The 20,908-nt window shown below is 44.7% G+C and carries 23 protein-coding genes and 1 riboswitch; of the genes, 5 read left to right on the forward strand and 18 right to left on the reverse strand.

Annotated features, from left to right (window positions below; genetic code table 11):
- Positions 1 to 36 precede the first annotated feature (36 nt).
- From ASG89_RS03700 to ASG89_RS03715, 4 genes are all read right to left on the reverse strand, one after another.
- The gene (locus ASG89_RS03700) at positions 37 to 831 is read right to left on the reverse strand and encodes an ABC transporter permease subunit (protein WP_057308951.1); all 795 of its coding nucleotides are present in this window, start codon (positions 829 to 831) and stop codon (positions 37 to 39) included.
- A gap of 27 nt (positions 832 to 858) precedes the next feature.
- Positions 859 to 1,656, reverse strand: coding sequence for an ABC transporter permease subunit (locus ASG89_RS03705; RefSeq protein ID WP_057308952.1), 798 nt, complete (start codon positions 1,654 to 1,656; stop codon positions 859 to 861).
- A gap of 5 nt (positions 1,657 to 1,661) precedes the next feature.
- Positions 1,662 to 2,546, reverse strand: a complete 885-nt coding sequence (locus ASG89_RS03710; protein WP_057308953.1) for an ABC transporter ATP-binding protein — start codon at positions 2,544 to 2,546, stop codon at positions 1,662 to 1,664.
- Positions 2,547 to 2,649: 103 nt separating this feature from the next.
- A riboswitch (cyclic di-AMP (ydaO/yuaA leader) is annotated at positions 2,650 to 2,814 on the reverse strand.
- Positions 2,815 to 3,081: 267 nt separating this feature from the next.
- Positions 3,082 to 3,912 carry a helix-turn-helix transcriptional regulator gene (locus ASG89_RS03715; RefSeq protein WP_057308954.1) on the reverse strand — a complete coding sequence of 277 codons (831 nt, stop codon included), beginning with the start codon at positions 3,910 to 3,912 and terminating at the stop codon, positions 3,082 to 3,084.
- 141 nt (positions 3,913 to 4,053) lie between these two features.
- On the opposite strand from ASG89_RS03715, the gene ASG89_RS03720 reads away from it, so the two are divergent.
- Positions 4,054 to 6,114 (forward strand): beta-galactosidase, encoded by a 2,061-nt coding sequence (locus ASG89_RS03720; RefSeq protein WP_057308955.1) that lies wholly within the window; start codon positions 4,054 to 4,056, stop codon positions 6,112 to 6,114.
- Here ASG89_RS03720 and ASG89_RS03725 read toward each other — a convergent pair.
- The 5 genes from ASG89_RS03725 to ASG89_RS03745 all read right to left on the reverse strand — a co-directional run bounded on the left by ASG89_RS03725 (position 6,087) and on the right by ASG89_RS03745 (position 9,606).
- Positions 6,087 to 6,704 (reverse strand): ABC transporter substrate-binding protein, encoded by a 618-nt coding sequence (locus ASG89_RS03725; protein WP_082592700.1) that lies wholly within the window; start codon positions 6,702 to 6,704, stop codon positions 6,087 to 6,089. The two genes, ASG89_RS03720 and ASG89_RS03725, sit on opposite strands and share 28 nt — an antisense overlap.
- A gap of 380 nt (positions 6,705 to 7,084) precedes the next feature.
- Positions 7,085 to 7,453, reverse strand: coding sequence for a VOC family protein (locus ASG89_RS03730; protein WP_057308991.1), 369 nt, complete (start codon positions 7,451 to 7,453; stop codon positions 7,085 to 7,087).
- Between the two features lie 29 nt (positions 7,454 to 7,482).
- Positions 7,483 to 8,001, reverse strand: a complete 519-nt coding sequence (locus tag ASG89_RS03735) for a MarR family winged helix-turn-helix transcriptional regulator (protein ID WP_235549584.1) — start codon at positions 7,999 to 8,001, stop codon at positions 7,483 to 7,485.
- A gap of 141 nt (positions 8,002 to 8,142) precedes the next feature.
- On the reverse strand, positions 8,143 to 9,024 hold the full coding sequence (locus tag ASG89_RS03740; protein ID WP_057308958.1) for an ROK family protein: 882 nt from the start codon (positions 9,022 to 9,024) through the stop codon (positions 8,143 to 8,145).
- 132 nt (positions 9,025 to 9,156) lie between these two features.
- A complete protein-coding gene (locus tag ASG89_RS03745) occupies positions 9,157 to 9,606 on the reverse strand; it encodes a tellurite resistance TerB family protein (protein WP_057308959.1) in 450 nt (149 codons plus the stop codon).
- Positions 9,607 to 9,829: 223 nt separating this feature from the next.
- Here ASG89_RS03745 and ASG89_RS03750 point away from each other — a divergent pair, with 223 nt between their 5' ends.
- Positions 9,830 to 10,915 carry a stalk domain-containing protein gene (locus tag ASG89_RS03750; protein WP_057308960.1) on the forward strand — a complete coding sequence of 362 codons (1,086 nt, stop codon included), beginning with the start codon at positions 9,830 to 9,832 and terminating at the stop codon, positions 10,913 to 10,915.
- Between the two features lie 96 nt (positions 10,916 to 11,011).
- On the opposite strand, the gene ASG89_RS03755 is transcribed toward ASG89_RS03750, so the two are convergent.
- The 5 genes from ASG89_RS03755 to ASG89_RS03775 all read right to left on the reverse strand — a co-directional run bounded on the left by ASG89_RS03755 (position 11,012) and on the right by ASG89_RS03775 (position 15,200).
- Positions 11,012 to 12,283, reverse strand: coding sequence for a methyl-accepting chemotaxis protein (locus tag ASG89_RS03755; RefSeq protein ID WP_057308961.1), 1,272 nt, complete (start codon positions 12,281 to 12,283; stop codon positions 11,012 to 11,014).
- Positions 12,280 to 12,462: a hypothetical protein gene (locus tag ASG89_RS03760; RefSeq protein ID WP_057308962.1), complete on the reverse strand. Its 183-nt coding sequence runs from the start codon at positions 12,460 to 12,462 to the stop codon at positions 12,280 to 12,282. Before ASG89_RS03760 ends, ASG89_RS03755 begins: the two co-directional genes overlap by 4 nt.
- A gap of 129 nt (positions 12,463 to 12,591) precedes the next feature.
- Positions 12,592 to 13,707, reverse strand: coding sequence for a PAS domain-containing sensor histidine kinase (locus ASG89_RS03765; RefSeq protein ID WP_057308963.1), 1,116 nt, complete (start codon positions 13,705 to 13,707; stop codon positions 12,592 to 12,594).
- Positions 13,700 to 14,335 (reverse strand): response regulator transcription factor, encoded by a 636-nt coding sequence (locus ASG89_RS03770; RefSeq protein ID WP_321166468.1) that lies wholly within the window; start codon positions 14,333 to 14,335, stop codon positions 13,700 to 13,702. The genes ASG89_RS03765 and ASG89_RS03770 overlap by 8 nt, the downstream gene beginning before the upstream one ends.
- Positions 14,336 to 14,735: 400 nt before the next feature.
- Positions 14,736 to 15,200, reverse strand: coding sequence for a GAF domain-containing protein (locus ASG89_RS03775; RefSeq protein ID WP_057308964.1), 465 nt, complete (start codon positions 15,198 to 15,200; stop codon positions 14,736 to 14,738).
- Positions 15,201 to 15,491: 291 nt separating this feature from the next.
- Here ASG89_RS03775 and ASG89_RS03780 point away from each other — a divergent pair, with 291 nt between their 5' ends.
- Entirely contained in the window at positions 15,492 to 16,205 is a 714-nt protein-coding gene (locus tag ASG89_RS03780; RefSeq protein WP_057308965.1) for a Crp/Fnr family transcriptional regulator, read from the forward strand.
- Between the two features lie 158 nt (positions 16,206 to 16,363).
- On the opposite strand, the gene ASG89_RS03785 is transcribed toward ASG89_RS03780, so the two are convergent.
- The 3 genes from ASG89_RS03785 to ASG89_RS03795 all read right to left on the reverse strand — a co-directional run bounded on the left by ASG89_RS03785 (position 16,364) and on the right by ASG89_RS03795 (position 18,277).
- Positions 16,364 to 16,630 carry a hypothetical protein gene (locus ASG89_RS03785; RefSeq protein ID WP_057308966.1) on the reverse strand — a complete coding sequence of 89 codons (267 nt, stop codon included), beginning with the start codon at positions 16,628 to 16,630 and terminating at the stop codon, positions 16,364 to 16,366.
- Positions 16,631 to 16,743: 113 nt separating this feature from the next.
- On the reverse strand, positions 16,744 to 17,139 hold the full coding sequence (locus ASG89_RS03790) for a cupin domain-containing protein (RefSeq protein WP_057308967.1): 396 nt from the start codon (positions 17,137 to 17,139) through the stop codon (positions 16,744 to 16,746).
- Between the two features lie 97 nt (positions 17,140 to 17,236).
- A complete protein-coding gene (locus ASG89_RS03795) occupies positions 17,237 to 18,277 on the reverse strand; it encodes an NAD(P)-dependent alcohol dehydrogenase (RefSeq protein ID WP_057308968.1) in 1,041 nt (346 codons plus the stop codon).
- A 185-nt stretch (positions 18,278 to 18,462) separates the two neighbouring features.
- On the opposite strand from ASG89_RS03795, the gene ASG89_RS03800 reads away from it, so the two are divergent.
- Both ASG89_RS03800 and ASG89_RS03805 read left to right on the forward strand, forming a co-directional pair.
- Positions 18,463 to 19,014 carry a TetR/AcrR family transcriptional regulator gene (locus ASG89_RS03800; protein ID WP_057308969.1) on the forward strand — a complete coding sequence of 184 codons (552 nt, stop codon included), beginning with the start codon at positions 18,463 to 18,465 and terminating at the stop codon, positions 19,012 to 19,014.
- Between the two features lie 79 nt (positions 19,015 to 19,093).
- A complete protein-coding gene (locus ASG89_RS03805) occupies positions 19,094 to 19,939 on the forward strand; it encodes an RMD1 family protein (protein ID WP_057308970.1) in 846 nt (281 codons plus the stop codon).
- Between the two features lie 70 nt (positions 19,940 to 20,009).
- On the opposite strand, the gene ASG89_RS03810 is transcribed toward ASG89_RS03805, so the two are convergent.
- Positions 20,010 to 20,894: a carbohydrate ABC transporter permease gene (locus tag ASG89_RS03810; RefSeq protein ID WP_057308971.1), complete on the reverse strand. Its 885-nt coding sequence runs from the start codon at positions 20,892 to 20,894 to the stop codon at positions 20,010 to 20,012.
- Positions 20,895 to 20,908: the final 14 nt, after the last annotated feature.

The following is a 20,908-nucleotide window of genomic DNA, read 5'->3' on the forward strand; positions in this document are numbered from 1 at the left end:
TCCAGCTATGGATAGGGTGAAAGGTCTTTCTTCATATCATACGTGCATATCTCGTTTATTAAAGGAGACGTACGTGACAACCGTTAGCAGGACAATTAGGACTGCGGAAATAACGACATAAACGGCATCCAATCCACCGCCATACATGATAAGTTTAGCCTCATAAAATTTAAACGGGGTTACATATTTCAAAAATGCCAGCTTATCGTTGAAATCAATGGCAATGGATAAGATAAACGTGATGAGCATGATGCCTGTTGCGAGCGAGGCTGATTTTTTGGCATTTCGATACACGGCTGCAATGGAAGTTCCAATGACCAGAAAGAGCAGTTGCAAGATAAACATACCCAGCATGACGATGGAGATGTCACCATTTACGGCCTCACCTTTGCTGTAAGCCCCAACAATCAACACACTCGAAATCCATGACACGAGGTTAAAAATAAGTATGTTCACGAAAGCGCTTAGCAGCTTCCACGTGATGATGCCATGCCTCGACAAAGGCTTCACGAATAGGAACTCAGCCGTCTTATCCCGCTCTTCCTTCGCAATGATATTGGCGCCAAGCATTGCCGCATGGATGGTTGCCATCAACAAGAAATATAGCACCAGGATGCCGAAGTAGCCGCTAGCTTTTGATAAATCTAACGCACCGCCACCCATGATCACTTGGAAGGACTTCGGCATTTCTGCCATAAGATCATTAATCTGACCATCCGCTGCCGTTGCTTGATACTTGTTCATGCCACTTGCGACTAGAAAAATGAGTCCAAGACTCCAGAAAATCATCGATTTTCGATACGTTTTCAGTTCTCGCCAAAATATATTCATTGGCTGTTCCCTCCTTTCACCTGCATGTTATACGGCATGAACATCCTTTTTCGTGTAGATGAAGTAGCTTGCCGCAATCGAAACGACGATAATCGCAAGGGCTGCAATGACATAAGACGCTTCATAGCTCGTATGCGCAAGCATGTATTTCCCGTTAAAGTATTTGAATGGCGAGAAATACCTTTTAGCTCCCTCCCCATCTACGGCAACGACCATCCCGATAACGAAAAAGGCAAACACCGTGCCAAGACTGACGGATAAGACGGCTTTGATTTTAGCAAAAACAACTGAAACGATGAATCCTATAGCTAGAAACATCAACTGGATAAACAGTAAGGTGAATGAAATTAATAGAAAGAGATTCACATCGAAATCGACCGTTTTTACTTGAAGCGCCATCAGATAGGCTGCAGCGATATAGATCACACAGGTTATCACTAATGAAGCGACAGCCGCTAATAGCTTGGAAGTCAAGATTTTCGTGCGCGTAACGGGCTTCGTAAGTAGAAAGTCTGCTGTTTTCTCACGAACTTCCTTGGAGAGGATCGACGTTCCCAGAACCATGGCTTGAATGGCTCCGCAAAGCGTAATGTACATGAAGATATACACGTAGAATCCCAGCAGCGTACCGAACGTTTCGATTTCAATACCCAGCGCTTTCCTGACCCCTTCGGGATACCCTTCTAATATTTTAGCAAATTCAGCAAAATCCTTAGAGACCGAAGGAAAAAGGGATAAGAATAAGACGATGACAGCAATTAAGGAGCACGTCCACGTGATTGTGGATTTTCGATAAGCTCGCAATTCATGCAGGAAAATATTCATTCCTCTTACGCCTCCTTCTCGTAGTAATGCATAAAGATCTCCTCTAAATCAGGCTCTTCAATCCACAGATTATCGATTTCAATTTGGGCAATTTTTCGCATTACTTGATTAATGTTGCCTTTGAATAAGAAGCTGGTTGTCTGTCCTTGGACTTCAATGTTGTTGACTCCGATCATCCTGAAGAAATGCGGGTCCAACTCTTGTGTCGTGTCTATTTTAAAACGCTTAAAATTGTTTTCTTTTAACGTGCTGATCTTCTCAACCGTCACAATCCTGCCTTCCTTAATAATCGCAACGCGATCACAAAGTCTCTGCACTTCACTCAATATGTGAGAAGAAAAAAGAATCGTAGCTCCCCTTTGATTCTGTTGTTCGAGCAATTCGAAAAACTTCTGTTGCATGAGCGGATCCAGCCCACTCGTCGGTTCATCCAGGATAATGAGCTTAGGATCGTGCAGCAACCCTTGAACGATGCCCACTTTCTTTTTGTTCCCCAGGGATAGATCATCAATCTTCTTCGTAACGTCCAAATCCATGATGTCAGCAAGCTCTTTGATTCTTTTGGTGCAATCTTTCTTGTAAAAGCTAGCCGAGTACTTAAGTAGGTCAATTACCCTCATGTTGTCATAATAAAAAACTTCCGACGGCAAATAGCCGATTTCCTTCTTAATCTCTGGTGCAAACTGGATGCAGTCTTTCCCGAAAATCTTTGCACTGCCGCTAGTTGGAAAAATCAGAGACAGCAGCGTTCGAATCGTCGTTGATTTCCCTGCCCCATTCGGTCCAATGAACCCAAAGATCTCCCCTTCTTCGATCGTAAAACTAACATCCGTGATGCCTCTTGCATTCCCATAGGTTTTGGTCAAATTGTTGATTTCAATTGCATGCATGGCAAGGCCTCCTCCAATTTATAAGGTTAAAAGCGAACAAAAAGAAGCCCTAAGCATAGAGAATCTCTACGCTCGGGCTTCTTCACATAAGAAGGCGAGTGTGCGGTTCTCTCTCAATGCACTACGAGGTTAGCTGTCGGATTCGGACTTGAGAGCGTCCTACCTAATGCTTGCGAGCATCAGGATTCACCCCATGAAGCCATCTATTGCTTGGACGGCTTCGATTGGTTCCCCCGTTTCCCTACTGGGAATTAAGTGGTTTATTTTTACCACATAAGAAAGTATAAGTTTTCGGTTCCCGAAAATAGCTTTCTTATTGGCGATAAAACCTGCCTCTAAACGCGGTCGCTCATCTTCGAGTGGCTTCGATAGAGGTTTTCTCACAAAAAATCAACTTGTCGTAATGAATCTTACGCCGATCTCAACCGATTGTAAAACGTAGATTCGCCTTTAATTTATGCAGATTTGACTTTGGCAGTCAATGAAAGCGCATACATATAGTGAACACGTTGATTATCCTATACTTTGCTACTTCTTACGTGTTATACAACCGCCGATACTCCTGTGGTGTCAGTCCGGTATGCTCCCGGAATCGTGCAATAAAGTAGCTGCTCTGGGAAAATCCGATATGCTCTGCCACTTGCTTAATTGTCCATTCCGTAGACATAAGCAGCTGTTTGGCTACAACAAGACGGCATTCAAAGAGCCATTCTATCGGAGTCCGCCCCATCACTTCGTGAAACATCCGACTAAAATAATAGGTACTGAAGCCTGCCTGCTCGGCCATCTGAAGGAGGGTAAGCGGCTTCGTGCAGTGCGTACGAATATATTCCGCAACCTCTCTCATCCGTGCACGCTTATCTAGGATCGTTACTGTTCCATGCGTCTCCGCACGTAAAGCAAGCTCAGCCATCAATTCATAGAGCTTTACGGCCAATTGCACCTCGTTCCGATTATACGGAGATGCCAGTTCCAATAAGCCCGCGATCAGTTGTTTGAGCTTGGGTACATCACCATACGTAAACAACCATACAGCTGAAGTTCCTTGATCGTTTAACAGTCTATCGAGCCCCTCTCCTGCAAGGTGTACCCAGAAAACTTGCCAAGGATCATTCGGATCGGTTCGATACTCCTGCTCAAGACCTGCCCCGTAATAGAAACCCTGTCCTGCTTCCAGACCGAATTCCTTCCCGTTCGCTTTGACATATCCCTTACCTCTTAACACAATATGTAAATTTGCTTGTTGTAACTGTCCCTTAGACCGCCACTCCTGATGTTCCGGGAAATCCTCGTATTGGCCAATCATATCCGGATACACCGTGTAGTGTTTGTACATAGGCTCTGGTAATACATAATGAATTCGCATATGTCCTCCAAAACGCAAGAATTTGATACATGGAGCAAAATGATGTTATATACATTATATTATAAAGAAATATAATGAGTACATAAAGTATTTTAACAACAAAAAATTACTATATCCATAGAAATGGGGATGTTATTACTCATGGAAAAGACGATTCCGGGAGAGAAATTTGATCTAGGCGTATGCTACTACCCTGAGCAGTGGCCAGAGGCTATGTGGGCGGATGATTATAGGAGAATGCGAGAAATCGGCTTTACCATCGTGCGGATGGGTGAGTTTGCATGGAATTTCTTTGAACCAGAAGAAGGGGTATTCACCTTTGATCTGTTCGACCGCGCGATTGATCTTGCTCACGAACATGGGCTGCAGGTTATTCTTGGTACGCCGACAGCAACACCACCCGCTTGGATGACCTACAAATACCCCGAAATTCTAAATGCTACATTTGAGGGTGTGCAGTATCAGCACGGACTGAGACGTCACTACAATTACAGCAGCCCTATTTATCGCGACTATTGCGCGAAGATAACCGAGGCTATGGCTACTCATTATGCGAACCACCCAGGCGTAGTTGGCTGGCAGATTGACAATGAGCTTAACTGCGAAGTGAACGTCTTCTATGCCGAAGCCGACCACAAAGCGTTTCGAACATGGGTGCAGGAGAAATACGGTTCCTTAGACGCATTGAATCAGGCATGGGGGACTGTCTTCTGGAACCAAAGCTACTCGGACTGGGAGCAAGTGCACCTGCCTCGACCTGCGCCTACCAAATCTGCGAATCCGCATCAAGCGCTGGATGAAAAACGCTTTATTTCGGATAATACGATTTCATTTGCTCGTTTGCAGTCAGACATTTTGCGGCAGCTTGCACCAGCTCAATGGATTACAACGAACGGGATGTTCGGTCATCTGGATAGCCATGCCCTGACCGATGAGCTGCTCGACTTCTTTTCATATGACTCGTACCCGAACTTCACAACGATTTGGAACGATGCCGATCGCAGGGATCCGCTCATGGACCGCAGCTATTCCAACCAGCTCACTAAAATCCGCTCGATCTCCCCTACTTTTTGCGTGATGGAGCAACAATCCGGTCCTGGCGGTTGGGTGAATACAATGGGACAATCTGCCCCTAAACCAGGCCAAATGCGATTATGGACGTATCAATCTGTTGCTCACGGGGCCGATATGCTCTTGTATTTTAGATGGCGAACGGCTACGTTTGGTACCGAAATTTATTGGCATGGGATTAACGATTACCACAACCGTCCGAACCGCAGGGTGGCCGAAGCCACAACCATTAGCCGCGAGTTGGGAAAAATCGGGGAGCTTATTGCTGGATCTCGGTTCACAGCAGAAGTGGCTATTTTACATGATTATGACAATGAATGGGACGGAGAGTTCGACATTTGGCACGGGCCTCTGACGAAAGAAAGCGAGTACAGCTGGGGCAAAGCCCTGCAGTTCAGCCATATTCCATACAATTATTTGTATGTGCAAGAGAAGACTACCCTGGGGGACCTATCTCGTTACAAAGTACTTATCTACCCTCATCCAGCTATCATGTCGGAGGAAACGGCGGAGCTGCTTAAGCAGTATGTAGCAGGGGGAGGCAAGCTGATCTTCGGAGCTCGCTCTGGTTATAAAGACCAACGCGGACATTGCCGTATGACGCCATTCCCAGGTCTCGTCGCAGAACTGTGCGGCATAACCATGGAAGACTTTACGCTCGTCTTGAATGAAGCTACAACACCTCACATGCGCTGGATCGATGGCGGGGACGAAGCCAGTACGCCTGCCCGTCTGTTCAACGACATTCTCCACCCAGAGAACGACAACGTACAGACGCTAGCCTTGTTTGACGGCGACTATTATGCCGGCAAACCGGCGCTTACCCGCAACCCCTATGGCAGCGGTGAAGCCTATTATTTCGGGGCAGCGTTCAGCCGCGAAATTGCGGATGGCTTGATCCGCCGCCTTGGACTTGCGCCTGCTACGACAGGCTGGGCGGAGCTGCCGCCTGAGGTGGAAGTTGCGATCCGAGTGAAACAGGATCGTCGCTTTGCCTTTATCCTGAACTACACCGGCAAACCAGTCAAAGCTAATCTGCTGCAGGAGCTGGAAGACTTGTTGGAAGGTGAACAAGTTAGTGTTGGGGAGCTGGAGATAGCTCCTTATGGTGTGAAGGTTTTTGCACTGTAATGAGTACTACGAATGCTGAGATCAGACGGCATTGATGCGTAAGTGCAGGATATCTCTCTTGTTTTCGGAATTTGGTTGCGAAGTAGATCCTCCCAAGTGGCCGGAACTTTAGCGCCTGCGGCTTGGAACAACTCTGTATTGATATAAAGGTTCGCCGTTGCGATATTGGTCGGAAGCCCGTAGAGCTTACTATCGAACGTGAAATTGTCTGTCGTACCTGCGACTAGCTTGTCGATGGTTCCATCTTTGGCAAGATCCTGCAACGGTAAAATGCGGCCCCCTGCGACGAACGGCTGTGCGAAGCCTCCGCCCCATGAGAAGAAAATATCTGGCAATTCATTGGCGGCTGAAGCTGTTTTAATTTTCGTTTTATAAGCTTCTCCACCAATTCCCGTATGTTCGATTTCTACATTAGGAAACTTGGCTTTCGTCGCATCCAACACTTTGTAGAAGCCGATGAATCCGCCGTCTTTGGAGTTAGGGTCAGAGAACTGTGACCACATGGAGATCTTCATTTTCTCGGCTGCAGCCGTCTTAGGTGATTGGGAATCTGCTGGCTGCCCGCTATTTATAAACCGCTTACATGTCATATCATACGATTTTAGGAGCTGTCGAAGAATGTAATTGCTTTACTAAAAGATAGAATCTTTTTACTACATGGAAACATAAATTCATTCTCCCGTAAATCTTTTGTCAGAAGTAAAAATATTCCATGATTCAGTAAAACTACTACATGTTTCAAGCTAAAGGTGTAGCGTTTCATATTTGTTTGTAAACGCTTAACATAACATGAGGAGGGATGGAATGAACATGTAGCGTAAGCAATATGGTTGACATGGGTTCTATTACACTTACTATTAGGAAGTCTTCCTTGCATGAAAAAAAATGAAAGAAGCACATTCGGAAGACGAATGTGCTTCTTGGGTTTATAGCGGATAATCAAGCAACTCCGCATCACGGATTCAGAGCATTACGTTCGATAATAGGACAACACCCAGCACACGCCGTTTCGATCCGTAACGATGGCAAGCAGTCCGTTGAAAGGTGCTTCATACATGTCCACGTTAATAGAACCACTAGCCGCAAGCTCACTGTAAATGGTTCGGTACGCTTCCTCTCTCTCGATGGTTACGAACACCCTCACGTAATCGCCTTTCAGTGCTGGCTTTGCCGCTAGCGTGTCAGCAAACTTAAGGATGGCCCCCTCGACATGTAGGTCGGCATTAAGCACTTCTTCCCCTTGCTTGCGCAATATCGTGATCTCGCCACCAAAAATGCCCTGATAGTACTTGATCTCATCCTTGCAGTTATCCACCACGATAAAAGGAATAGCTTTCATCATATACATCCTCCTCACAGTTGTTTGCTCTATTCAGATCCACCCTGCTCCTGATCGGTCAGATTGTGAAGCACAATTTTCAGGAGGCTTAGCATCCGGTCATACTCCTCATCAGGAATGCCCCTTCTAGTTTTATTTTTTACACGTGCCAGCGCTTCCTGTACCTTGGGTACTACCTCATGCCCCGCTTCCGTCAAAAATAACAACTGATAGCGGTTGTCGGAGGTATCGACTTCCCTTCGTACATAACCTTCCACTTCAAGCTTAGAAATAGCTTTCGCGGTAGTCGTCTTATCAATGAGCAGCTTCTCGCTCAGTGCTTTCTGAGTAATGGGCTGCCCAAACGCGATCGCCATGAGAAAAATATATTGCCCGCTTCCGATTCGATATGGCGCCAACTCGGCTGAGATCGCTATCTGCATATGGCGGTAAATGGCCGAAATATACTGACCGTGTGATTCTGTTGGCATTTCTTCCTCATTGTTGCTCCATAGTTGACTCAGTTTACCTTCCCCCTCTAGATAGGATGCTATTGCAACTAATTTCATCTTATGATAAATAGGATGTTATTGCAACTATTAATTCTTCAAGAATGCTCCTGCACTTTTGTACCCTACATACGTCCAGATAGACAGCACAAATCCCCCAAGAATTAAGCTTGGGGGGGATTATTAGTATGCATGCCAACATTACTGATGATTACGTTTCGCTTCTACACCAAGAGCAAGAGATCCTCTCAAGCCTGAGTTCGTTCCTAACCCTGGAGGCACAATGTAGTTATGTATGTCCTCTAACAAGGATTCCGTTCGAATATAACCATTCAATATCTTCTGAACATGGGTATGAATCAATGGAAATAGATGTGCTTGCTGCATCACGCCGCCACCTAGAATAATCTTCTTCGGTGACATCATCAATATCGTTGAACTAATGGATTGAGCTAGGTAGTAAGCTTCTAAATCCCAAGCTGGATGGTCTACGGGCAAATCACTGCCCTTCACTCCCCAGCGTTGTTCGATGGCTGGCCCCGCGGCCATTCCCTCTAGGCAATCACCATGATAGGGGCATGTCCCCTGAAAGCTATCACCCGAACTAGGTCTGATCATGACATGGCCACCTTCAGGATGAACAAGACCATGGACCAAGCGGCCCTCCATATATACGCCTACGCCAATCCCAGTACCGACCGTATAGTAGACACAACTATCAAGCCCTTGTGCCGCTCCCCATTTGGCTTCTCCGAAAGCGGCAGCATTGACATCCGTGTCCCAGCCGTAAGGAACATCGAAGGATTGTCTCAGTTTCCCCAATACATCGTAATTGCCCCATCCTGGCTTCGGAGTTGTTGTGATATAGCCATATAAGGGGCTGCTTGGATCGACATTTATAGGTCCAAATGATCCGATGCCAATCGCTGCCACATTTTTATCTGCAAAATAGTCAATTACCTTCTGCATTGTCTGCTCGGGATGTTCCGTTGGAAAACTAATCCGATCCTCAATGATACCTTCTTCATTTCCGATCCCACAAACGAATTTGGTTCCTCCCGCTTCAATAGCTCCATAACGCACGTTATTCATTCCTCCTACATTGTTTCTATGTAATCGATTTTACCACAAATTACACAATGTTTGTCTTAACAAGTTAACCCTGTTAAGTAAAAGAAAGAGCTCTTAGATAGCCTAAGAGCTCTTTCTTTTTACTTATAAGCTGAATTCGCTAGGATTTAATCCAAGCGATTTGCAAATGTCACGAACCGCGGCTTTCTCTTTATCATCGAAGTCACCATCTGCAGCTCCGATTGCACTACATACACCAACAATGACCCGCCCAATCTCAGGCTTATTATTAAATTTGGCAATTGACTTAAGCGCTTCTTGTTTGCCAATCATGGCATCAAACTCAAGGTTGCCAACATAGTGATTAAAGCGAGCAATAACATCGCTCATATCAAAAACTTTTAGTTCTTCACTCCGGCTCATGTATCCAGCCATTTTTTGCTTTTCATTAGAATCGATGGTTCCGTCAGCTGCAGCTACAATCGTACATCCGGCAACTACGGCATCCATAAAGTCTTTATTCTTGAATTTTTTGACCTGTTCAGTCAAGCCTTGTTTCGAATTTTGCAACCACGATTTGAATCCTATACTCATAGGGGAAACCTCCATTATTTTAATTTAAATGCTACCTATATTCTAGATACAATTTATAACTTTAGCAAATTTTGTAGAAAACTATCGAGCGATCTTTATAACAATGTTTGTTTGGGGACAAACAAATTCTTGGACGACTGCAACCTATTCCTTCCAACCACCGTCTGATGGATTGTCAACATGATTGACGCTACATTTCAAATATCGGAAGGAGATTTATCAGATGAAGAAAAAATTAACTGTCATATTAAGTTTGGTTGGGATCCTCGGCACAACAGCTGCAGTCGGAGCTGAGGATTTCGTAGAAAAGGTTACAGGTTACTTGCAAAAGGATGTAAAAATCGTTGTTAACGGACAAGACAGCAAGCTAACGCCTGTCTATATTGATGGCAAAGCCTACCTACCCGTACGTGACGCTGCTACTCAGCTTGGCTATACGGTAAATTACGATGAAGCGAATAAAGAGATCGAGCTGGACGAAGCCGAAGAAGCTGCCCTGATGCCTGCATCCGGTGTGATCGTAAGCGTACAGACGAAGGACGACGGTAATACCCGCATCGAGCTGCTCGGCAGCACTTGGGTCATTTTAACCGTAGACAAATCAACTACGATTAAGAGCCTTGACGGCAAAACGCTAACTGCAGCTGATCTTAAAGCTGGCACTCAAATTGATGCCGAGTTCGGACCAGCCATGTTGATGAGCTTTCCAGGTCAAGCACAAGCTGTCAACATTCATGTTCACGCGGACCGTTTAGTTAAAGAAGATACAATTAAAGAAGTGAAACATACGGATGATGGCTGGCAAGTTCAAGTAGACAATTTGGTACTTAATGGCGGTAAGGAAACTCGTGTCCTGACGTCACAAGGTGAATCCGTGAAATGGGAAGACCTGAAAGCTGGTACGAAAGTAAAAGCCTACTATGGTCCAATTGAAACGAAAAGCCTGCCTCCACAAAGCCCTGTGTACCTTCTCGTTGTTCAGACTCAATCGCCTGTAGTCGGCACGCCGAAAATGTCCCCAGAGGCAGCACAGGAATATCGTAACTTGGCATGGGCGCAAGTGAAAGAGCAAGCGTCCCATATTACAACGAAGCAAGATGAGGCAGTCGTTCAAATCGTTTCCTCTACCGAGGTTGGTGTAATGGCTTCTACAGACGAGCAGAAGAAATTGCTTGCAGACGTTCAAGCTGCGCAAGGCAATGTCATAACGGTTACTTACAACACAGACCAGGATGCGCTCCTTGGACCTTTGACGGCAGTGTTCGATTTCAACACCAAAGCTTTTATCGGCTTCAACATTAGAAAATAAAACAAAGCCATGACATTCACTCGATTGAATATCATGGCTTTTTTATGTAAACTGCGAACGTTCTCATTTCGGTTATCTGTTATCGCGAATGATCCCTTATATTTGGAAAATATTAATCTTGGATTTCAGTAGATCGGCCTGACATCGCAACATTTCCGAAGATGAAGATAGTTCTTCCATAACAGCCATTTGTTCTTGTACGGACATTGATACATGTTTCGTCTCCTTCGAAATCTGGGTTGCAATCTCCGCCACTTCGTTCGTTTGAATTAAGGCACTTCCAATCTTCTGAATCTGATCGGTTACACAACCTACAATATTTTCAACCGTCTGTGCGGTTTCCAAGACAGCCTTGTTGATTCGATTCAGTGCCTTCTTTCCTTCCTCACCCTTGCCAACTTCGCGGCTTGCGAGTTGTTCTTGATCGGTTATTTTCTCTACAACTCCCGCTACATCCAATTCAATTCGTGTGGTCAACTGGTTGATATCCTTCACCGCTTTGGCGCTTTGTTCGGCTAATTTGCGAATCTCCCCAGCTACGACCATGAAACCTGCACCATGCTCTCCTGCTCTTGCTGCTTCAATGGAAGCATTTAGGGCAAGCAAGTGCGTTTGCTCGGCAATGTCGCCAACAACTCGAGTTATAAGTCCGATTTCCTTCGCATTATCGTGTAACTGCCTGACGACACCAATGGATTCCAGATTGGAATTAGCCAAGTTCAGTAGGCCTTGTACCAGTGACCGCACGATAACCTCGCTCTCCTTGATGGTTGTCAACGTTTCTTGCGAAATGGTCTGTGAATCTCCTGCCTTGGCCCCGATTTCATCCGCAGCTTGTTTAATCTGCACGACTGCCGTTAACGTTCCTTGCGTGGATGCTGCTTGCTCTGATGCACCGTTCGATATCATTTCAACAGCACCGGCTGTGAGCTCGATCTGTTTGGCTGCCTGTTCCATACCACTCCGTAGTACACCTGCATGGCTGTCCGTAAACGAAACACTAGCAGAAATATCCGTAATCATTTGCCGCAAATTCCCTATCATTTTCTCAAAAGATACACTAAGCAAGCGAATTTCGTCATTCGATTGGTACCATGGAATTTCCACTTGCAAGTTACCGGTAGCGGCTTCGTTTGCGGCGTCAGTCAATCTGAGAAGTGGTTTTGTAAACCAGGTGGCGCCAAACCATCCTAATAAACCTGTCCAAAAAATGCCGAGCAGCATAATGATGGAGAGATATAGCCAATCTGCCATACTTGGCGCGATGATGTCTTTCAAATAGAAAATAAATAGCGCACTACAGCCATAGGTGACGATCGATACAATAACAATACCAACTACTATTTTTTTGACTAAACTCAAATTCATGAATGAGCACCTTCGTCTTCGCCTTCGTAGCCCACTATCTTCTCAATAACCATCGTAACTTTGCCCGCTTTGTTCTTAAGGGTCGTTTTGACATCACCTATTTTGCAGTCCCCACAAATCCAACTGTTGCCTAGCTTTCTTGAACCATTCGTCTCCCCGCATTGTTCGCAAGTGATCATTTATTTTCAACTCCTCTTCCTATACGTAAAATGTACTCCTTTTTCCAAATGTTCTCTGTGACATATGTCACAGACCTCTAATAATAGAAAAAAGGACATGCCTCCTTTACAAACCAGGAGACACATCCTTCATATCTTCATTGGAACCATCAGCGTCACGGTAGTCCCTTCTCCTATTACAGAGTCAATTGTGACTTTGCCGCCAATACTCTTTGCTCGCTCTTCCATACTAAATAGGCCTACTCCTTTAGCACTACTGTTTCTGGCAAAACCATGTCCTCTGTCGATTATTCGCACGACAACAAAGCCATCCATCTCATTAACGGCAACACTTGCCTCTGATACGCTCGCATACTTCGCAATATTCGTAAGTGCCTCTTGGATCACACGATAGATGGTGGTTTCTTCTAGTGCTCCAAGCCGTCTGCGCAAATGGCTATTCAGCTCTACCCGAATGCCATGGTGATCCGTGAAATTCTCAATATACGTACGAATAGCAGGTATGACACCTAGATCGTCCAGAACGGAAGGACGGATTTGCCAAGCTAGACTTCGCACCTCTTCGATGATCCCGGTTACATTGTGACGAAGACGCGTCAGCTCGGTCTGATCCGTCTCACCTTCTCCGATAAGTCGATCCATCTGTATCAATAAGGAGAACAAGCTTTGTCCAATCCCATCATGCAGCTCGCGGGAAAATCTCCTTCGTTCTTCCTCTTGAATATGCATCACCTGTGACATCATCAGCTGAAGCTCTTCTTCCACCCGTTTTAGTTGTGTGACTTCATTACGAATCGCCAGATATTGATGGATCCGGCCCTGGTTATCGACAAAGGGCACGATAGTAGTGTCTACCCAATAATAGCTGCCGTCTTTGGCTTTATTTTTAATCTCGCCACGCCATACGTCCCCCGAGGAAATCGTTCGCCATAAGTCGGCCATGAAGTCTTTTCCATGATGACCAGAATTAATTATTCGATGGTCTAAACCGAGAAGCTCACTTCGCGCAAACTTGGAAATTTGGCAAAATTTATCATTCACATATTGAATTTTTCCTTTATGGTCCGTAACCGCTACAATCGAGGATTCATCGAGAGCAAATTTAACATTGGATAATTGTTTCAGCGACTGTCTCAAATCCTGTTCAAACAACGAGTCCGTGATATGTTCATCAAGACGACTTAACAATTCCGTTACATTTTCGCCGATGACTTCCGGATATTCCCGGTTCAAATCCTTACTCAAAGTTCAACAATCCTTTCTTCGCCGCATATTTCACTAACTCCGGTCTTGTCTTCAAGCCTAGCTTCTCCATGACGTTGCTTTTATGTGATTCCACGGTTTTGACGCTGATCACCAATTGTTCCGCGATTTCTTTATTGGAGAATCCTTTGGCGATTAGAGCCAGAACTTCCCGTTCACGTTCCGAAAGTGACCCGAACGTGTCGACATTCTCTCCTTGCTTTAACTGTTCTATATATTCATTCATGAGCCGCTTCGTCGCCGTAGGATATAGATAGGCATTCCCCGCTGCAACGGAGCGGATCGCTGTCAGTAACTCCTCGTGCGGTGCACTTTTCAAAATGTACCCCGAAGCGCCAACGTGAATGGCTCTAAATAAGTATTCATCATCGTCATGCATCGTTAATATCAGAATTGCCAAGTCGGGCATTAATCGCCGCAGTTCCGCCGTCGCAGTTAGCCCATCCATGCCAGCTGGCATGTTCAGGTCCATTAAGACCACATCCGGCTTCAGCCGCCCCGCCGCCACAATCCCCTCTTCACCGTCAGCTGCTTCTCCGATCACTTCCATATTATGCTTGCCATGGAGCAGCATCATTAAGCCGGATCTAACTACAGCGTGATCATCCACTACAAGAATTTTCAGCGTACCCGCCCCCTTTTCATCCCATCATAACAAAATAAATGAATCCCCGTAAGGGCGGGCTCGATCGGCCCTAAGTCGATTTCATCCGACTTGCGCGGGTGCGTCGGCCGCTTCGGACGGCTGTAAGTCGATTTCATCGACTTACGCGGGCGCGTCGGCCACTCTGGACGGCWGTAAGTCGATTTTTTCGACTTACGYGGGCGCGTCGGCCACTTCGGACGGCAGTAAGTCGATTTTTTCGACTTACGTGGGCGCGTCGGCCACTTCGGACGGCWGTAAGTCGTTACGTGGGCGCGTCGGCCACTTCGGACGGCTGTAAGTCGATTTTTTCGACTTACGCGGGCGCGTCGGCCACTCTGGACGGCTGTAAGTCGATTTCATCGACTTACTCATGCGCGTCGCCGCCCTCCGCCACAAAAAGATAAGACGCCAACGTGTCGATGTTATATTGAACCGCTAGCAATTCATCGTGTTCAAAACTGGTTTGTTCTCGTTTACCGATGAAAAGCAAACCCCTGATCTGCGAGCTAACGATAGGCATGAGTGGAAATACGGCTGCCGTCTGCAATTGTTCGGCGAGCATGAGCGGACAATGGAGTCTTTCTTGATGACGCTTGGGATGAGTATCATCAAGTTTCACCCATCTGCCTAAACGCAGAACAGAGCCAGCTAATCCCTGATCTTTTTTGATCACCATTTGTTGATATCGATCATTACTGTTGCCGATTACATATTGCCAGCGGTTGCACCCAGCATGCTCTTGAAGAAGCGCCAGTGCTATGAAATCGCAAGATGTCAAACTTCGTAATCGCTCTAGCTTTTCTAAAATGGTTGCATCGTCTATCGCCATTTGGGCCACCTCCGTTTTGACGCGGCAGTGCAGAATTTCCTTACTTATCATTGTAGATGTTAATAAACATCTTGTAAGTCAGGGAAAACCCTGATTTCCCTATCAGGAGATTATGTGAATTCACAGTTTATTCCCTTAGTAAATGATCAGGGGAGTAGGGATTCTCAGTGTGATTTTCCTCACAGAAGATGGGGATTATTGCCTTCAAAGATCAGTAGAACTCCCGATAACCAACATTAACCAAAGACGTTATGATAAAGATAATAACGAACCGTCGAGGAGTTGGTCCCTATGGTCTTGAAAGAAGCGAAAGCACCTACTGGTATAATGAATTTCTTTTCTGAAGAAAATTTCGATAGACTGCAAAGCATCATGTATCGGAAACACGCTGCAAAGGGGGATTTCTTGTTCAGGGAAGGCGATCTCGCAGATCGGTTGTATTATGTCATCCAAGGCGGGGTGCGGATCACCAAGCTATCTGAATCGGGTAAAAGCTTCATTCTGTATCTTCACCAAACAGGTGATTTATTCGGGCAAATTGATCCTTTTCAGAACTCTTTGCAAAGCTTTAGCGGCGAAGTGACTGAGGATTGTGAGTTTGGTGTGATTCAGCGAAAAGACCTCGAGATCCTGCTATGGCAGCACGGAGACCTCGCCATTGAATTCATGAAATGGATGGGACTTATGCACCGAATGACAGAAACGAAATTTCGCGATTTAATGATGTACGGCAAGCCTGGGGCGCTCTGTTCATTATTAATACGGTTAAGTAATTCGTATGGCGTACCCCAAGGTGACCACATCCACATTAACTATAAGATTAACAATACCGAAATGGCTGATATGATAGGGGCTACGCGGGAAAGTGTCAATCGCATGTTAAGTGATATGAAGAAGGAAGATGCTGTTGCATTTGATCATGGGCAAATTGTCATTAAGAATGTGACGTACCTCCGAGATATCTGTCACTGCGAGAACTGCCCCGCAGAAATATGCCGCATGTAAGCCTTCATCCCGTTATGAACCTTGGATACCATATTCATATCCATCAGCAGGATCGAGTACGCAAATCTGTATGTGAAAAATGTCACACTCCCGGAAACGAAAAAAAACCTATTCTTCCTCTCAGGTGAAAGGGAAAAGAATAGGTTTATCTTCTGATTCTAAGTTTTCGCTATTTGTTTTCTTGGCACAATTGTTTTAATGAATTTAACGCATATCCAAAGAAAAAGATTATTATGTATGACAGCCATTTTATAAGTGGGATACCTTCCACGAATCAATGATTTATGTAGTTCATCTAATTCGCCTTTATCATTCAGTAATAAAAAAGTATGTTGATTTTCTTTCACAACCTCATAAATTTTATATGCAGTGAAAATATTTAAATCGCTATAAGATACATCCTGAGCTGGTGCCACGTAAGGCAAAAATCTGCACATCCTTTCTCTTTTTGTATTATAGCAGGGTTTCACTTGTTTTTGTATAAAATTCCCTCGGTTGTTGTCTTATTGTAAAAAACTTCTTTCTGACGAGAACGATCTTAGGACTGGTATTGATCGTCACTGACTTTCTCCATCCATTCAACCGCTTGGCCGTCAAGACGTTCTTGAATGGCTATATGAGTCATAGCTGTGGTGGACGAAGCTCCATGCCAATGTTTCTCGCCCGGCGGGAACCAGACCACGTCTCCGGGACTAATTTCCTCGATCTGACCACCCCAGCGTTGAACCCGCCCTTTGCCTGCCGTGACGATCAGCGTTTGACCGAGCGGATGAGTATGCCATGCTGTCCGTGCACCTGGCTCGAACGTAACGCTGGCTCCAGCTACGCGTGCAGGCTCGGCTGCTTCAAACAGTGGATCAATGCGAACCGTGCCGGTAAAATATTCAGACAATCCTTTTCCCGAAGCTTGAGATCCAACTCTTCTGATTTCCATTTTATAAATTCCTCCGATAAAGTTACGTATTTGTTTTTGCGCTGTTGTTCCCATCGCTTACAGTCTACACTTTCCTAATGAAGACGCAATAGGAACTCTATAAAGTTGATATGTCGATAACGAATCGGTAGCGCACGTCGCTCCGCAAAATTCGCTCATACGCTTCGTCTACTTGCTCAGCACGGATGATCTCGATTTGAGGCGTAATGCCATGCTCGGCGGCAAAATTAAGCATCTCTTGCGTTTCCGGAAGTCCACCAACTAAAGACCCCGCAATACTACGACGACTCATGATTAGGGAGAATACGTTGTATTGACTTGGTTCCGCCGGTGCGCCGACATTAATAAGTGTCCCGTCTACGCGAAGCAGCGATAAGTACGAATCGACATCAATCTTGGCGGATACGGTGTTTAGAATCAGATCGAAACGACCGGCTAACGTGTTAAAGGTTTGAGGATCAAGCGTTGAAAAATACTGATCTGCGCCAAAGCTCAACGCTTCGTTTTCCTTATCTTTTGCCCGGCTTAATACTGTAACTTCAGCACCCATCGCATGCGCAAATTGTATCGCAACGTGTCCAAGCCCCCCCATCCCTAGAATAGCTACCTTTTTACCCGGACCGGCATTCCAGCGTTTCAAAGGGGAGTAGGTGGTAATTCCGGCACACAAAAGTGGGCTGGCTACATCTAACTCCATATGATCCGGAATATGCACAACGAATCTTTCGGTAACGACAATGTTTTGGCTGTAACCGCCATAGGTTGGATTGCCCTCATAGTCCAAGGAGTTATAGGTGGCTACAAAACCTTTGGAGCAATACTGTTCTTCTCCTCGTAGGCAGTACTCGCACTCTCCGCAAGAGTCCACATAGCAGCCTACACCAACGCGATCGCCTACAGCAAATTTCGTTACCTTCTCCCCTACTGCCGTTACAATCCCGGTGATTTCATGGCCAGGCACCATAGGGAAAATCCCGCCAGCCCAGTCCCCGTATGCACTATGAATATCAGAATGGCAAATACCGCTATACTTAATATCAATCAAGACGTCATCCGGACGTAATTGTCTTCTTTCAATAATAACCTTTTCAAATGGCGCTTTGGCAGCCGGAACACGTAGAACGTGAGTTTTGCACATGGGTGTTGTCTCCTTTTTCATAAATCAGATTAAGATGACTAACCAAAAGTATTTGATTAGCCAACATGTGTCTATTATTATATAATCAAGTACATAAATTCAATGGTTAAAGAAACGTGATTTGTTGATATCTCAACACAAGTACTGAAAGTGTTAATTATCTTAGAAAGTTTGGTGAATAGACGATGGCTAAAGTGGATCGGAGAATTCTTAAAACACAGGATTCTTTGAAAAAAGCTATTATTGAACTGATGACTGAAAAAAATTTCGATGATATAACAATTCAAGATATTGCTGACCGAGCAAATTTGAATCGTGGAACCATTTATCTTCATTATCAGGACAAATTTGATTTATTGGATAAACTCATAGAAACACATCTTAATGAATTAGGAGAGATGGATGAATGGGCATGTGAGATGGATTGGAACGAGGCTCTTGTACCTTACTTTGAATATTTCGAGAAAAATCATTTGTTTTTTTCAACCATGTTAGCGAGTACAGGTGTCCCGTCAGCTTTCAGAACTCGGCTTCTTGCTTCTTTTATTGAAGGATTCAAAGGTGAGATTGACAGAGAAGGCGGAAGAAATGCGGATTTCATTGAAGAAGATGTCATGTTGCAATTTGCGGGTACCGCTTATGTAGGAATAATTGAATGGTGGATCCGAAACGGAATGCCTTACCCGCCTCAAGTAATTGCAAAACAAGCTGGAACCCTGTTAGGGAGAATTCTGTAGTTTTGATACAGGAGTATTTTTACCATTTACTGCTAATACTAGCGAGTATATATGCTAGTTAGATGATGAGTGGTGAACCATGAAAGATATTACGTTTAAGGCTTTGGCGATTACCAATGAAATTGATCTGAACAAAATTGCGATTCATAGTGGCATTCCCAAAAAGTACACATGGGAACAGCCATTAATCCTGAGGCATAAAGTTCTTCAAAAGATCTATCAAAAGGAATTAGATGATTTGCAGCAAGTGCTGGTCTTTTCCTTTGGAAGTGTTGTCTTCGTGAATCTGACACATCAGGATGAAATCACGGCTTTATTGAAGTTTATTCAATCTTTCGAGCCTGATATCGCACTCGAAAGAGCCGATAAATTCACAGATGACTATAGTCTGCATATCGACGAAAACGAGAGTTTGACCTTGACGGATGAATATGTGGTCACCTCGGAGTATGAGTTCTTTTTACCTGAAATGATCGCGACAGTTCTCGCCAAATCCGTGGCACTCGAGAGAAGCGAGGACCAACTCGGGAAGATTCAAGATAACCTCGAAATCATGATTGATAGATTGGAAAAAGGAAAGCTTCGTGTTGGCAACAAGGAATTGGCCAGAACGACCGCCAAGATCGTCCGCCATGAGTATAATACGCTAGCTTATATCATGATTTTGGATAAACCTGAGTTGACTTGGACGCATAGCTCAGCAAGCCAGTTTTACGAAGAGATGATCGTGTTTTTTGAATTAAATGACCGCTATACCATCTTGAAAAGTAAAACAGATATTCTTTATCATATCTTAGAAGGATTTTCGACGATTAGTCATTCGATCCGAGGTCTGTTCGTAGAATGGATTGTCGTGATTCTTATCGTCATTGAGGTCGTGTTAACGGTATTACAGATTGTTGGTTGGCTGCCCTCCTCACATTAAATATGCCTCAAAAAGGGAATATTCGTCTAGTTCCCATTGAACTATTGGAATATCCCCTTCGGAACAACTTTTAGCCCTTAACGGAACCAAGCGTTATTCCTTTAACAAAGTATTTTTGAAAAAACGGATAAATCACCAATAGAGGAAGCATAGAAATAAAAATTTTCGCCGCATTCAACGTCTGGTTGGATAAGGTTGTAAGTCTCTTGGCGGATTCCGCATCCATTTTGGAAGGATCAATCACGAGCGCCACTTGTCGAATATAGGACTGCAGAGGGTAATTCTCATTCTTCGTCATTAATACTAGAGCTTGAAAAAATTCATTCCAATGACCTACAATCGTAAACACTAGGATCGTGGCTAACACAGGCGTAGATAAAGGTAAAAATATGCCGAACAGAATACGCCACGGTCCGGCACCATCCATCAGCGCGGATTCTTCCATTTCCTTCGGCAAGTTCCGGAAGTAATTCATGACCAGTATGACATTAAAAACAGGTAAGCCGCCTCCAAGTACAAGACCCCAAATACTATTAATCATACCAAGGTTTTTCATCGTCATATACCAGGGAATCAACCCACCGCTAAATAGCATGCAAAAAATCAGAAGCCACATGATGACATTTCTCGGTTTAAAATCATTCGATGTTTTGGAGAGCGGATAGGCCATTAATAACACAACGAAAAATGTAATAACGGCTGCGTAGAGTACACGTTGTACAGAAATAAAGAACGATCTAAAAAATTGCTCGTCATTTATAATCGTTAGGTACGAGCCAAAGGTAAAACCTTGAGGCCAAAAAAACACTTGCCCTGCAGCTACAGCCGCTTTATCACTCAGTGAGACTACTAACGTATACCACACGGGTAAAATACAAAGGAGCGTAATCCATATAAGAAGGAGTATATTAAAACCATTTCCTATCCTAGAAAGTAATGAACGTTCTTCAATCATCATCATCACACCTA

This window comes from Paenibacillus sp. Soil766, from assembly GCF_001428105.1.
Classification (GTDB): domain Bacteria; phylum Bacillota; class Bacilli; order Paenibacillales; family NBRC-103111; genus Paenibacillus_E.